This window comes from Bradyrhizobium sp. (assembly GCF_022844465.1).
Lineage (GTDB): Bacteria > Pseudomonadota > Alphaproteobacteria > Rhizobiales > Xanthobacteraceae > Bradyrhizobium.
Map to the genome: position 1 here is coordinate 167,167 of NZ_JALHLP010000003.1, position 13,063 is coordinate 180,229.

Below are 13,063 nucleotides of genomic sequence, written 5' to 3' on the forward strand. Positions count from 1 at the left end.
AAATCCATGACTTGGCCGCTCCAGGCGAACGTGACGCCTTTTACCGGATGCAGGCGGATAACGCCAAACCCCGATTTTGCAGGGCAGGACTTGCCAGTGACATGCCTCGACCTGGATGCGGCGGCAAGCTTGCGATCGCCTGTGCCGTGCTCCAGACGTTGCGAACCGGTTACGTCTGAGACTGGCCGGGCGGGGTTTTGACCGAAATCGGATGTTCCGTCGCAAACCCATAGAGCAGCGCCAGGCGGTCCAGACATTCCCGCAATCGCCTCGAGAAATAGTCGTTCCATCGCTGGGTACGCAGCCCCCGGCGCAATCCGACCTGCTCCATGGTCAGGCCATGGACCAGGACATCATGCACCAGCGCCGAGCCATCGGCGCCCAGTTCGCGTTCGGCACGGTTCAGTCGAAGCACGGCCTTGCGCTGGCCCTCGGTGATCGGCTCGCGCGGTTGCCCGCCATCGACATATTCTCGCGTCGGATCGACGGCGCGCGGGCCACGCTCGGCCTTTTCCCAATCGCTCTGAAACGCCCGTCCGGCCTGATACTGCGCTTCGTCGATCTGGCGATGCGAGTGCAGGCGGCCGAGCGGATCGTTCCGGATCGAACGCAGCGCGACGATCTTCTCGCCCGGCTCGAGCGCCAGCGGATTGTCAACCTCGACGGCGGCGACCTCGGCATTGCGCAGCAAGTCGCGGGATCGGCGGTCGTGCGCCCTCGCGGGGTCATGTGGCTTCTTGCGTCTGGCTCTGGGCATGTGCAATGACTCCCTGGAAAATCGGATATGAATGCGGTGACGGGATTTCAAGCCGTCACGAGGAACTGCAACCAGGCATCGACCGCAGCGCCGTTCTCCGGGATGACCGGGTTGCGGCTCAGATTAAAATGCGGGGAGCAGTAACTTGATCCGGCGCGGCGCGGACGGCCGCAGAAGGTGATGGCCTCACCCTCTCCATCGCCGCCGTAGGGATAGCGGCAATCCCCTTGCTCCAGCTCGGTCAACGCCAGGTGACGCGGCTCGACTGCGGCACAGCGCAACTTCCTGGGCTTGGTCCGCTCGAACACTGGCGTCGGCCAGTGAAACGCAGGCCACCGGGGCTCGGCCTGACGAGCCTCGCCAGGCACCTGCGGCTTCGAGGATAGGACGGCCAGCGGCAGCGCCACACGGTCTTGTCCCAGCAGCCCCATGCGCTTCGCGCGACCAAGCGCGGCGTTGCGCGTATAGGCGGTCTTGAATTGTGAATTGATCGCTTCGGCGGCCTTTGCAAACGACAGGCCTTTGGCGAGGTGCTCCCGCAGGGCGTCCGAATGCTCGGGCGCCCAGTTCGTCGGTTCCATGATCTGTCCTTGCTGTCCTGAACGCGCTGCCCGACGCCGGTTCATAATTTCTGATATTCCGAATTAAAAGTCAAGCTTGATTTCGGATATTCGGAATTGCTATGGTGGTGCGATTCGAAAGGGTTTGAACCATGCTGGACATCGGGTTGATCGAACGCGGCCTGGAGAAGCCAGGCAAGACCAAGGGCGGGTTGGCCGCGGCGATGGGCGTGCGCCCCGGTGCGGTTTCCGAAATCCTGTCCGGGATACGCCTCATCAAGGCATCGGAGATAGCGCCGATTATCGAGTATCTCGAACTGAACTCGGTGCCGATCATGGGTCGCGTCGGCGCAGGCGCCTCGATCGAGCCGGAACACGAGCAGGTTCCGCCGGAGGGCCTTGGCGAGGTCGAGTTGCCGTTCCCGATTGCCGAGGAGACCATTGCTTTCGAAGTCGCCGGCGATTCGATGCTGCCAAAATACGAGAATGGCGACGTGATCGTGGTCTATCGCGAACAGCGGCATCCGCTCTCGAGCTTCTATGGCGAGGAAGCCGCCGTTCGCCTCAAGACCGGCGAGCGCTATCTGAAGACGATCGAGCGTGGAAAATCCCCAACCTCGGTGAACCTTACCAGCTTCAACGCCAAGCCGATCAGCGGCGTCAAGCTGGAGTGGATTGGCGAGATTTGCGTCACCCTGCCAAGAGGACAGATTGAGCGGCTCCGCAACAAGGCTTCTGCCCGGTCCCGCAAGGCGGCAAAGCCGCCGGGCGGACGCCCTCCTGACCGGCAATGAACCGCCATCGCCGCGACGTCTGATTCGAGTCGCGGCGCGGCGTTTCTCTTCTTCCAAATTGAAGACTTGACAATTTTCTGATTTTCAGAAATACTCAGCCATGGTTTGCGGTATCAGGACAAGGGTGCCATTGCCAGCATGCAGTATTTTGTCGTGATGATCGATTACGGCCGCCGCGGTCGCGAGGCCATCGTCGATCCGGAAATCACCAGGCGCGAGGTCGTCTCCCGGATCGCGTCGGGCGAGTACAGCAATATCAGCTTCATCCATGAAGTCGCCGATTGCTCGGTTCAAGATATCACTGAAGAGATTCTTAACGAGGCCGCGCTGCCCGAACTCGGGACGTCAGGCGCGGGCCTGCAGGACAGCCACCTTGATCACGTCCGCGACCTCCGCAAGCATGAGAGGGCCTGATCGCGGCCGATCACCAGCAGCTCGAATCGCGAACTCCATCGACGCGGAGAGCCCGAGCATTGAACGATCAGTCCACCGGAAGCGCGCCCTTCAGGCGCATCGCGCTGTCGCGCAGCATTGCCGGATTGAGCCTTCCCTCGGTGGCTGCTGCCGCCGCGCAAGCGAAGATTCGATAGAACTGCGCTCCATCAAAGGCGACCAGCAACAGATCGACCCCGGCATTAAGTGCCTCGACGACTGCCGTACAGACATCGCGCTGATAGATCGCGCCCATCACCAGATCGTCGGTCATGACGACGCCCTGATAGTTCCATCTCTTGCGGATGATGCCGTCAACGACGCGGCGGGAATGCGATGCCGGACGGTCCGGGTCGATGGCCGCCAGCGTCACATGTCCGACCATCAGGTGCGCCTTCGATCCGGCCAGCACACTTCTGAACGGTATCCAGTCGAAAGCTTCAAGTTGCTCTACCGGGGTAACGAGATCAGCGCTGAAATGGTGGGTATCGGAACGAACGCGGCCGAGCCCGGGAAAGTGCTTTACGGCAGCGCCGAGGCCCGCGCCTTCCAGGCCCTTTATATAGCTGAGCGCAATCCCGGCCACGGTGTCGGGATCGCCGGATATCGCGCGGTGGCCGATCAGCGTATTGAAATCGAACCGGTTGCGGGTCGGTTCGGGGCGCAGATCCAGCACCGGCGCCAGATTGAGGTTGACGCCGAGCGCCGCCAGCTCATGCCCGTGGAGACGTCCAAACGCCTCCGCTTTTTCCGAACGATCTTCCGGTGCAAGACCCGCCAGCGCCGATAGCGCCGGCAACGTGGTCAGGGGCGGCGCCAGATGCGAGACAATGCCGCCTTCCTGGTCAGCAGCAACGATAAGGGGCGATAGGCCGGCGGCGCGCCGTCTGGCTTGAAGCGCCGAGATTTCGTCTCTCAGCCGCTCCGCTGACGTTCCCGCGATATTGCGCCTCGTAACATAGACGCCCGAAATCAACCCCTTCTCGGCGAGAACAGCCACTTCAGAAAACGACGAGTATCCGACGACGAAGTGCCGCCCAAGGCTGTGGGCCTGCGCAACCTCGGTCTGCAGAACGTTTTTCTTGCGCCACTCAAACGACGCATGTGCTGCGAGCATCGATAGTGACGGCAGGCACCACAGCACAATGAGCAACCGCGCCGCGCCCCCTCGCTTCCAGTACCCGCGGCGAATCAAGACAGCCGCACCCATGACACTCGCCGCGGCGAGCGCCAGGTTGCCAGGACCCCGCAGCAAGATCAGGTAAGGATCGTTCTTGTTGGCCGCCGCGAACAGCAACGCCGACCCGGCGAGCCAGACCAGGATAAGGCCGATACGTCTGAAGACATTCATGGGTTGAACGGGGCTCTGGCAGGAACGATTGAGATTGTCCCCGTATCAAACTCGCCACGCGCCGGCGAGCGCAGAAGCGCGACTGCACGGAAACTGCAGAAAAATCCTGAACTAATGCAGGCGGCATTTCCGGCAACTGCACGAGGTTGCCGGATAGTCCGCCGTGTAAACCGATGGCAGACATCGGATACCCATTCCCACTCGGCGCGCCAATGACAGTTGGCGGCTAAGCCGGCACTCCTCGGCGCTGGTTGACAACTTCCCACTCCAGGCAGGTAGCGTGACAATAACCGATTTAACTACCCCAACGCCGGGTGCAGGCGCCGCCGAGAGAACCACTTTTCCGATCAAGCCAGCGACTGCTCTCGCGCTGGCGGCGCTCGCAGACTGGCTGTTCTACGGACAACCGATTGGAATAACGGCCGCGATATTTGCCGTGGCCATCGCCTGCGGATCGTTGCTCGCCAATCGGCCATGGTTGCGCAGCCCCCAGACACGATCCAGACCTTGTGCGGCGTCGGGATTGGCTTGTAAAACAGCATCGGGAGGAAATGGCTTCATGACGCGCGTGGGGATTGCGGAACTGGCGCCTCCTCCGCGCCCTGGACGCCGATCCGAAGCACTCGACGAATAAATAGTATGACCTTCCCGGAGGCACGCTTGACGCACCGCGTTCTTATTGTTGACGACGACCTGCATATTCGGGAGGTCATCCGTGTCGCCTTGAAGAAGGCCGGCATGACCATTTTCGAGGCGCGTGACGGCAAGGAAGCGCTTACCCGCTTTGCCGGCGACAGGCCGGACCTGATTATTCTGGACATCGGGATGCCGGAATTCGATGGCCTGGAAGTTTGCCGCGAGATCCGAAAGTCATCGGACGTTCCGATTCTGTTTCTTTCGGCCCGCGACGATGAAATCGATCGCGTGCTGGGCCTCGAGATCGGTGGCGACGACTACGTCACGAAACCTTTCAGCCCGCGTGAACTGGTTGCGAGGGTGAATGTCATCCTGCGGCGCATCAACTCGCGCGGGCTGGATACGCGGCCTTCGGCGGCGGCCCTTTCCCAAGGCGGGTTGTCGGTCGATGCTGAGCAGCACATCGCCGAGTTTGCGGGAACGCCGCTCCGCCTGACTGCCATCGAGTTCGGAATTCTCAGGGCGTTTCTCACGCGTCCCACGCTGGTCTTCACCCGCGAGCAGATCATGAACGCCGCCTATCAACTCAACATTCAGGTGTCGGACCGCACCATCGACAGCCACATTCGCAACATCCGCGCCAAGCTCTCCGCTGCCAATTGCGACAATGTCATCGAAACCATTCACGGCGTCGGCTTCAAGCTCGGACGATGCGAGCCGCAGGCATGAAGTCCCGCGCACGCGAGAAGTGGCGGCCATCGCTGGGCCTGGTTATTTCTGTTGCGTTCGCCTCTGTGGCGATGCTGCCTCTGGTCGGGCTGTTCTTCTTCCGCCTCTATGACAACCAGCTCATCCACCAGACCGAAGCCGAACTGGTCGCGCAAGGCCGCGTGCTGGCTGCGGTCTACGCGCGAGACGTCGAGGCCCGCCTCGGCAACGGAATTGCGCTTGGCGCCGAAATTCGACCGGAGTCGCGACCCGATCACGAAGACCAAATGACACCGATCCGGCCCGCGCTCGATCTCGCCGCCGACGGCGACCTGCTGCGGCGCCGGCCAAACGCGCTTCCGGCGACGACACCGGCGTCGCCAACCTATGTCGAGATCGGCACGAAGCTGATGCCGATCGTTCTGGAAACGCAGAAAGTCACGCTGGCCGGCTTCCGGATCCTCGATCCCCGCGGTGTCGTGATCGCCGGTCGCGACGAGGTCGGCCAATCGCTTGCCCACATCGAGGAAGTCGCCACGGCGCTGCAAGGCGAATACCGGGCGGTTTTGCGAACCCGCAAGCCCGACAAGCCACCGCCTCCGATCTACTCGGTGAGCCGCGGCGTTGGCGTCCACGTTTTTTCGGCGATGCCCGTCATCGTCGGCAACCGGGTGGCAGGCGTCGTCTACACGTCGAGGACGCCGAGCAACATCTTCGCACATCTCTATCAGGAGCGAGGCAAATTCATCCTGGCGGGGCTGGCCGTCGTTCTCGCGACCGTCATCATCGGCCTGATTTTCTCCCGAACCATCACCCGCCCGATGCACGAACTGGTCGATCGCGCAGCCCGCATCGGCCGCGGCGACCGCAACGCGTTTCAGCCGCTTGCCCATTATGGCACCCGCGAATTCGCCCAGCTTTCGCACAGCTTCCTCGATATGGCGGAGCAACTGTCGCGGCGATCCGACTACATCGCAACGTTCTCTGCCCACCTCACTCATGAGCTGAAGTCGCCGCTGACATCGATCAAGGGCGCCGCCGAATTGCTTCTGGATTCGCTACAGGGCCCGTCCGACAATCTCTCCCGCATGGAGCAGAAGAACTTCGTCTCGAACATACTGAGCGACACCGGACGGCTCGAGGTCATGACCCAGCGCCTGCGCGAACTGGCGCGTGCCGAAGCCGCGCCGCTGAACGAGCATACCGAATTGTCAGACGTGATCGGTGGATTGAAGAGCCGGTTCCCGACACGCGCAATCGAAGAGGCAGGCGCCCTCGATCGCTCGATCGGCATGTCCGGGGAGAAAGCCTTGATCGTGCTGTCGCATCTTACCGACAATGCCATCCGACACAATGCAAAGCGGGTGCGGTTGGAAGCGGTCGAAGAGAACTCTACCATCAAGGTGACGGTCAGCAACGACGGCGATCCGATATCCGAATCGAACCGTGAGAAGATTTTCGATGCCTTCTTCACCACCCGCCGCGACACCGGCGGTACCGGGATGGGTCTCGCGATCGCCCAGGCCGTGATGACCAGTCACGGCGGATCGATCCGGCTGTTGTCGTCCAAGCAGGGCGTCGCGTTCGAACTCCGGTTTCCGGTCGTTTGACGAGTTCTCCTAGTGCGTTTTCAACCCAAGTGGAACCGGTTCGCGTCAAGAAGACGCGTCAAATCAAGAATCTAGAGCCCCGTTTCGATTCCATCGAAACGGAAAAGGCTCCTAGACTCTTTCGATGATGATTGCCGGCGCCATGCCGCCAGCGGCGCACATCGTCACCAGGCCACGCCTGAGATCGCGCCGCTCCAGCTCGTCGAGCAGAGTGCCAATCAGGATCGATCCGGTCGCGCCGATCGGATGGCCGAGCGCGATCGATCCACCATTGACGTTGACCTTGTCGCGGTCGAGCCTGAGATCCCGGATGAATTTTTCGGCGACGACCGCAAAGGCCTCATTGATCTCGAACAGGTCGATATCGTCGAGCGTGAGCCCCGCCTTGGTCAGCACCTTGCGGGCCGCGGGCACCGGCGCGTTCAGCATCAGGGTCGGAGAATCCCCCATGTTCGCCATTGCGACGACGCGAGCGCGCGGCTTCAAGCCGTGCGCCTTTGCGTAGCTCGGCGACGCCAGCAGAACGGCGGCCGCGCCATCGACGACGCCGGAGGAATTCCCGGCATGATGCACAAAGTTGATGTCGAGGTCGGGATACTGGTCCAGGATGAGTTTCCGATAGGTCGTACCCTTGTCGTCGAGCGCATAGTCCGCGATCGCCGGGAAGGCCGGCTTCAAGGCCGCGAGCCCTTCCAGCGTGGTCTGCGGCCGTGGATATTCCTCACGGTCGAGCGCCAGGCTACCGTCTTCGCGATAGACCGGCACCAGGCTCTTGTCGAAATGGCCGCCCTTGATGGCCGCCGCCGCCCGCTTCTGGCTTTCGAGGCCGAGTTCGTCGACGTCCCGCCGCATGATGCCTTCGAGGGTTGCCACCGCGTCGGCGCAGACGCCCTGATGCGATTGCGGATGCCGGGCCCGCAGGCGAAGATTGCCGTTATCCATCAAGAACGGTCCCTCGCCGCGGCGGCCTTCCATCGACATCATCTCGGTACCGCCGGCGATCACCAGATCCTCGGAGCCCGACATGATCGCATTGGCTGCCATGTTGACGCTGGTGATCCCGGAGCCGCAGAACCGGTCCAGCGTCACGGCGCTGGCGCGCACGTCATAGCCGGCGTCGAGCGCCGACATCCGGCCCAGATCGCCGCTTTGCTGGCCGCGCTGTGAACTGGTACCCCAGATGATGTCATCGACGTCAGCGGTATTTATGCCCGAGCGATCGGCCAGCGCGCGCAATACCGTTGCGCCGAGTTGCTGCGGGTGAATGCCCGACAGGGCGCCCTTGCCTGCCTTGCCGATGCCCCGAGGTGTCCTGCAAGCGTCGATGATCAGCGCGTCAACCATGGTGTTTCCCCAAGTTTGTTGATTGGCTGCATTTGCTGCCGATCAAGCTGCAAAGTCAAATACCTGCTTCGTATCGTCCCCGCAGGGCCAAAATCTTCTCGGCCGCGCGCAAATGCGGCTTGTCGATCATCTTGCCGTCGATCTTGACGACGCCAGAAGTCGGATTGTCGCTGAATGCCTTGACCACCTTCTCCGACCAGGCGATTTCCCCGTCCGTCGGCGCAAAGGCGGCATTGACGACGTCGACATGCTTGGGATGGATCACCGCCTTGGCGAGAAAGCCATCTTGACGCGCGGCGATCGCCTCTTCCCGGAGCGCGTCGAGATCGTTGATATCGGTCGCGATGGTGTCGATGGCGACGACGCCGGCCGCGGCCGCGCTGATCAGGCAGAGATCGCGCGCCAGCAGGAATGGCCCGCGGTAACTTCCACCGCTCCGGTTCCTCGACGCCCCCAGCGAGGCCGCGAGATCCTCCGCGCCCCACATCATGCCCCACAGCCGCGGGCTCATATTCTCGAAGTCCAGCAGCTTGAGAACCGCTCTTGCCGTCTCCGTCGCCACGGTGACGATGCGCGTCGCGCCCGGTTCGATTCCGGCGGCGGCCTCGAAGGCGTCAAGATACAGCGACAAGCGGTTGACGTCAGTGGCGCCGGCGCACTTTGGCAGCACGATGCCGTCGGGCCGGCCCGGCATCACGGCTGCAAGGTCTCCCAGTGTCATACCGGTGTCGAGCGCGTTGACGCGAACATAGATCTTCTGGCCTGGATTCCGCGCGGCGAGCATCTCGCGTACGGTGGGTCGCGCACCGGCTTTCTCATCCGGCGCAATCGAATCCTCGAGATCGAGGATCAGCGCGTCGGCCGCGGTCTTCTTCGCGTTCTCGAACTTGCGCGGGCTGTCGCCGGGAACGAACAGGAACGATCGCATGGGCTCACGCCTTCGGTTTGCAGTGCATCAACCCGGTGCGGCGGCAACTCGCCACCACCTCGCCGCGCTGATTGGTCATGGTGTGCTCGAACTCGACAATGCCCTGGTTCGGACGTGAATTGCTGACGCGCTTGGCGATAATCCTGGTGTGCGCCTTCAGCGTGTCGCCATGGAACACGGGCTTCGGAAATTTCACGTCGGTCATGCCGAGATTGCCGATGGTCGTGCCGAGGGTCGTGTCGTAGACGCTCATACCGATCATGATGCCAAGCGTATAGATGCTGTTGAACAGCCGCTGGCCGAACTCGGTGTTCTCGGAGAAGTGCGCGTCGATATGCAGCGGCTGCGGGTTCATCGTCAGCAGGCTGAACAGCGTGTTGTCCATCTCGGTGACGGTGCGGCTGAACTCATGGTGGAACTCGCGACCGACCTCGAACTCCTCGAAATACAGACCTGCCATCAGCGTCCCCGGTAGTTGGGCGTCCGCTTCTCGACGAACGCATTCAGCCCTTCCTGACAATCCTCCGTCGTCGCGACAAGCGCGAAGCTCTCGGCCGCGTTTTCGACCGAGCGGCGATAGTCGGCATCGACCGCGCGCATGAAAGCATCCCGGCCGATCTTCATGACGATCGGCGATTTGGCGGCTAGCCTGGCCGCGATCTGGCGCGCCCGGATAAGCGCGGTTCCCTTCGGAACGACCTCGCTGAGCAGACCCATGCGAAAGGCGGTCGCGGCATCGAAAGGCTCGCCCAGGAACAGCGGCCCGAACGCCCGGTGTTTTCCGACCAGCCGCGGCAGTTGCACGAAATGGATCGCCGGAATCAACCCCACGTCGATCTCGGGATAGCCGAAGGTCGAGGCGTCGCCGGCGACGATCATGTCGCAGGAGATCGCGATCGTCATGCCGCCGGCCCGAACCGCGCCGTCCACGGCGGCGATCGTCGGCTTGCCCATGCGGTACTGGATATCGTTGAGCGCAAAATACAGTCGCTCGAGGAACTTCTTGGTCTCGATCCCGGGTTTGCCGCGGACGATATCCAGGTCGAGCCCAGCGCAGAACACCTTATTGGCGCTGCCGATGACCACCGCGCGTACCGCCTCGTCGTCGCGCGCCTTCGCCAGCGCCACCAGCAGTGCATCGATCAACGGCATGCTCAGCGCGTTGACCGGCGGGCGGTCCAGCATGATCTCGGCGAGATTGCCTCGGATGGAGTAGCCAACGAGGTCTCCGCTCATGTCCCGCCTCCCCTCGCCTGCCGTACGGCGCCGGACCCGATCAGTTCATCGATGGTGGCGCGGTCCAGCCCGGCTTCAACGAGAATCGCTGTGCTGTCCTGACCAATGTCTGGCGCTGGGAAAAGTTCGTCCTCCGAAAGACTTGCAATACCCGGCGTCCGCGGCGAGTAAACCGGACCCACGCCCGGCGTGTCCTGGCAAACCACCGCCCGCGTTGCTTCGACATGGACGTTGCGCAGCCATTCACCGGGATTGAGGATTCGTTCCGCGATGAGATCGGCGGCATGCAGGCGCGAAAGCCAGGCGTCCGTCGGCTGGGTCAGGAACGCCTCACGCAGTTGGGGGATCAGCGCATCCGCGGCATCCGCGCGCCGGGCAAAATCGGCAAACCGCGGGTCACCGGCGAGGTCGTCGCGGCCGATCGCCACGCACAGGCGCTTGTATTGCGGCTCGTTCACCAGCGTTACCATCATCCAGCCGTCGGCGGTCTGATACGAGCCTGCCGGAACATTGAGGGCGCGCGGCGCCCCGCCCTCCAGAAGATGCTCGGCCACCTTGTGGCCCAGCAGCGCCGAGGTCGATTGACAGAGGTTGACGTCGATCCAGCGCCCGGTGCCTGTGGTTGCGCGCGAGAACAACGTCGTCGCGATGGCCTGGAAGGCGTAGACGCCGGTGACGACGTCGGAGATCGTGGTGCCGACCCGGTGCGGGGTCCCGTCATTGCCGACATTGATCGACACCAGGCCGGAAAATGCCTGCGCCACCGAATCCGAGCCCGGCCGCTTCGCGTAGGGGCCGCTTTGTCCAAACGCGCTGACCGAAAGGTAGATCAGGCCAGGATTGTCACGGGAAAGATCTTCGTAACCGATCCCGAGTCGCGCGGCGACACCAGGTCTGAAGCCTTCGATCAGGACGTCGCATGCCTTCGCCAACCGCCGGGCGACGGCAATGCCGTCCTTGTGCTTCATATCCAGGCAAAGGCTGCGCTTGCCGCGGTTGTAGACCGCCGACAGCGCGGTATGGCTCCCATAGGTGGTGCCGAGATAGCGGGACCAGTCTCCCTCCGGCGGTTCGACCTTGATGACCTCGGCCCCATACACGCCGAGCAGCATCGCACAATAGGGCGAGGCGATGCCCTGCCCGAAGTCCAGCACGCGCACGCCGCGATACGGCGCCTCGTGCGTCGGCGTCAGCTTGCCTTCCATCGCCATTTCTTCACCGGACTAGGTCGGAAGCTACAGCGCGAGGTAGCGCTGCCTGATATTGTCGTTGGCCTTCAACTCGTCGATACCGGATGTGTACACGATCTGGCCCTTGTCGATAACCGTCGCGTGGCTCGCCAGCCCCAGGCAGAAATGCATGTTCTGCTCGGCGATCAGAACCGTGGCGCCGGTGCCGCGGAGCTGGCGAAGCAATTCGCCGATCCGCTGCACGATGATCGGCGCCAGCCCCTCGCTCGGCTCGTCCAGCAGCAGTAGCGCGGGATTGCCCATCAGCGTGCGCGCGATCGCCAGCATCTGCTGTTCGCCGCCCGATAGGCGTCCCGCGATCCGGTAGCGCAGCGGCTCCAGCAGCGGGAACACGTCAAAGATCCGCCGGATCGACCATTCGTCCTCGCCATTCGGCCCTTTCTTGGCGCCGATCACCAGATTGTCTTCTACCGTGTGCTCCGGGAAGACCTGGCGGTCCTCCGGCACGTATCCAAGTCCGGCACGGGCGATGTGGTGCGGCCTGAGCCCGGAAACCACGCGACCCGCCAAAGTGACCTTGCCGCGGCGCGCGGGAGCTAGGCCCATGATCGCCTTCATGGTGGTCGACTTGCCGGCGCCGTTGCGGCCGAGCAACGCCATCGTCTCGCCCTGGCGCACCGACAGGCCCACGCCGAACAGGATCTGGCTGGTGCCGTAATAGACGTCGAGGTCCTCGACCTGCACGACCGGCTGCCCGCTCATATCGCAGCCCCGGCGTGATGTTCGGTGCCGAGATAGGCCTCGATCACGGCCTCGTTTCGTCGGATCGCATCCGGTTTTCCGGTTGCGAGAATGCGGCCGTAGCACAGCACGACGATCTCAGGCGCGATCTTGAACACGATATCCATGTCGTGCTCGATGAACACCACCGTGATCTTCTGCGTCTCCCACAGCTCCTTCACCTTGTCGATCATCCGCCAGCGCTCCTCGGTGCCCATGCCGGCGGTCGGCTCGTCGAGCAGCAGCACCTTGGGATCGAGCACCAGCGCCAGCGCAATATCGAGCAGCTTCTGGTCGCCATGCGACAGCGTCGCCGCAGTCCGGTCGCGCTTTCCTGACAGGCCCAGCAATTCCATCGTGTGCTCGGCGCGGTCGCGGGTCTCGGCCAACGGGAAGCGGCGATGCAATACGCTGGCGCGGCGCTGGTCGGCGCAGACCGCGGCGAGCAAGGTCTCATGCACCGTCAGCGATGGAAAGATGCTCGCGACCTGGAACGCCCGCCCGATGCCGTGGCGCACGATCTCGGGCGGTGACTTTCCGGCCAAGTCCACGCCGTTGAGCAAGATCTGCCCGGAATCAGGCGCCAGCGCGCCGGTGATCAGGTTGAAGAATGTGCTCTTGCCGGCGCCGTTGGGGCCGATCACAGCGGTGAGCGAGCCCTCGGCGAAGTCAAGCGTGACGTTATCCGTCGCCTTGACACCGCCAAATGCCTTGGAAAGTCCGCGGATCTCCAGCAT

General features: G+C 62.9%; 15 protein-coding genes. 4 read left to right on the plus strand and 11 right to left on the minus strand.

The window, feature by feature from the left end:
• Nucleotides 1–169: 169 nt before the first annotated feature.
• Both Q0D31_RS08915 and Q0D31_RS08920 read right to left on the minus strand, forming a co-directional pair.
• Nucleotides 170–757, minus strand: a complete 588-nt coding sequence (locus Q0D31_RS08915; protein WP_291848618.1) for a DUF6456 domain-containing protein — start codon at nucleotides 755–757, stop codon at nucleotides 170–172.
• Nucleotides 758–804: 47 nt separating this feature from the next.
• Nucleotides 805–1,338: a GcrA family cell cycle regulator gene (locus Q0D31_RS08920; protein WP_291848621.1), complete on the minus strand. Its 534-nt coding sequence runs from the start codon at nucleotides 1,336–1,338 to the stop codon at nucleotides 805–807.
• Between the two features lie 131 nt (nucleotides 1,339–1,469).
• Here Q0D31_RS08920 and Q0D31_RS08925 point away from each other — a divergent pair, with 131 nt between their 5' ends.
• Both Q0D31_RS08925 and Q0D31_RS08930 read left to right on the plus strand, forming a co-directional pair.
• The gene (locus Q0D31_RS08925) at nucleotides 1,470–2,111 is read left to right on the plus strand and encodes a S24 family peptidase (protein ID WP_291848624.1); all 642 of its coding nucleotides are present in this window, start codon (nucleotides 1,470–1,472) and stop codon (nucleotides 2,109–2,111) included.
• A gap of 138 nt (nucleotides 2,112–2,249) precedes the next feature.
• Nucleotides 2,250–2,525: a hypothetical protein gene (locus tag Q0D31_RS08930; protein WP_291848627.1), complete on the plus strand. Its 276-nt coding sequence runs from the start codon at nucleotides 2,250–2,252 to the stop codon at nucleotides 2,523–2,525.
• A gap of 67 nt (nucleotides 2,526–2,592) precedes the next feature.
• On the opposite strand, the gene Q0D31_RS08935 is transcribed toward Q0D31_RS08930, so the two are convergent.
• On the minus strand, nucleotides 2,593–3,894 hold the full coding sequence (locus Q0D31_RS08935; RefSeq protein WP_291848630.1) for a glycoside hydrolase family 3 N-terminal domain-containing protein: 1,302 nt from the start codon (nucleotides 3,892–3,894) through the stop codon (nucleotides 2,593–2,595).
• Nucleotides 3,895–4,290: 396 nt separating this feature from the next.
• Nucleotides 4,291–4,455, minus strand: coding sequence for a hypothetical protein (locus Q0D31_RS08940; RefSeq protein ID WP_291848633.1), 165 nt, complete (start codon nucleotides 4,453–4,455; stop codon nucleotides 4,291–4,293).
• A gap of 99 nt (nucleotides 4,456–4,554) precedes the next feature.
• On the opposite strand from Q0D31_RS08940, the gene Q0D31_RS08945 reads away from it, so the two are divergent.
• Both Q0D31_RS08945 and Q0D31_RS08950 read left to right on the plus strand, forming a co-directional pair.
• The gene (locus Q0D31_RS08945; RefSeq protein WP_291848636.1) at nucleotides 4,555–5,259 is read left to right on the plus strand and encodes a response regulator transcription factor; all 705 of its coding nucleotides are present in this window, start codon (nucleotides 4,555–4,557) and stop codon (nucleotides 5,257–5,259) included.
• A complete protein-coding gene (locus tag Q0D31_RS08950) occupies nucleotides 5,256–6,848 on the plus strand; it encodes an ATP-binding protein (RefSeq protein ID WP_291848639.1) in 1,593 nt (530 codons plus the stop codon). Before Q0D31_RS08945 ends, Q0D31_RS08950 begins: the two co-directional genes overlap by 4 nt.
• A 111-nt stretch (nucleotides 6,849–6,959) precedes the next feature.
• On the opposite strand, the gene Q0D31_RS08955 is transcribed toward Q0D31_RS08950, so the two are convergent.
• From Q0D31_RS08955 to Q0D31_RS08985, 7 genes are read right to left on the minus strand one after another with little or no spacing between them, the layout of a single operon-like run.
• A complete protein-coding gene (locus Q0D31_RS08955) occupies nucleotides 6,960–8,192 on the minus strand; it encodes an acetyl-CoA C-acetyltransferase (RefSeq protein ID WP_291848642.1) in 1,233 nt (410 codons plus the stop codon).
• A 55-nt stretch (nucleotides 8,193–8,247) separates the two neighbouring features.
• On the minus strand, nucleotides 8,248–9,120 hold the full coding sequence (locus Q0D31_RS08960; RefSeq protein ID WP_291848644.1) for a CoA ester lyase: 873 nt from the start codon (nucleotides 9,118–9,120) through the stop codon (nucleotides 8,248–8,250).
• Between the two features lie 4 nt (nucleotides 9,121–9,124).
• The gene (locus tag Q0D31_RS08965; RefSeq protein ID WP_291848648.1) at nucleotides 9,125–9,580 is read right to left on the minus strand and encodes a MaoC family dehydratase; all 456 of its coding nucleotides are present in this window, start codon (nucleotides 9,578–9,580) and stop codon (nucleotides 9,125–9,127) included.
• Nucleotides 9,580–10,356, minus strand: coding sequence for an enoyl-CoA hydratase/isomerase family protein (locus Q0D31_RS08970; RefSeq protein ID WP_291848651.1), 777 nt, complete (start codon nucleotides 10,354–10,356; stop codon nucleotides 9,580–9,582). The genes Q0D31_RS08965 and Q0D31_RS08970 overlap by 1 nt, the downstream gene beginning before the upstream one ends.
• Nucleotides 10,353–11,561: a CoA transferase gene (locus Q0D31_RS08975; protein WP_291848654.1), complete on the minus strand. Its 1,209-nt coding sequence runs from the start codon at nucleotides 11,559–11,561 to the stop codon at nucleotides 10,353–10,355. The genes Q0D31_RS08970 and Q0D31_RS08975 overlap by 4 nt, the downstream gene beginning before the upstream one ends.
• 30 nt (nucleotides 11,562–11,591) lie before the next feature.
• Nucleotides 11,592–12,308, minus strand: coding sequence for an ABC transporter ATP-binding protein (locus tag Q0D31_RS08980; RefSeq protein WP_291848657.1), 717 nt, complete (start codon nucleotides 12,306–12,308; stop codon nucleotides 11,592–11,594).
• Nucleotides 12,305–13,063: an ABC transporter ATP-binding protein gene (locus tag Q0D31_RS08985; protein WP_291848660.1), complete on the minus strand. Its 759-nt coding sequence runs from the start codon at nucleotides 13,061–13,063 to the stop codon at nucleotides 12,305–12,307. Before Q0D31_RS08985 ends, Q0D31_RS08980 begins: the two co-directional genes overlap by 4 nt.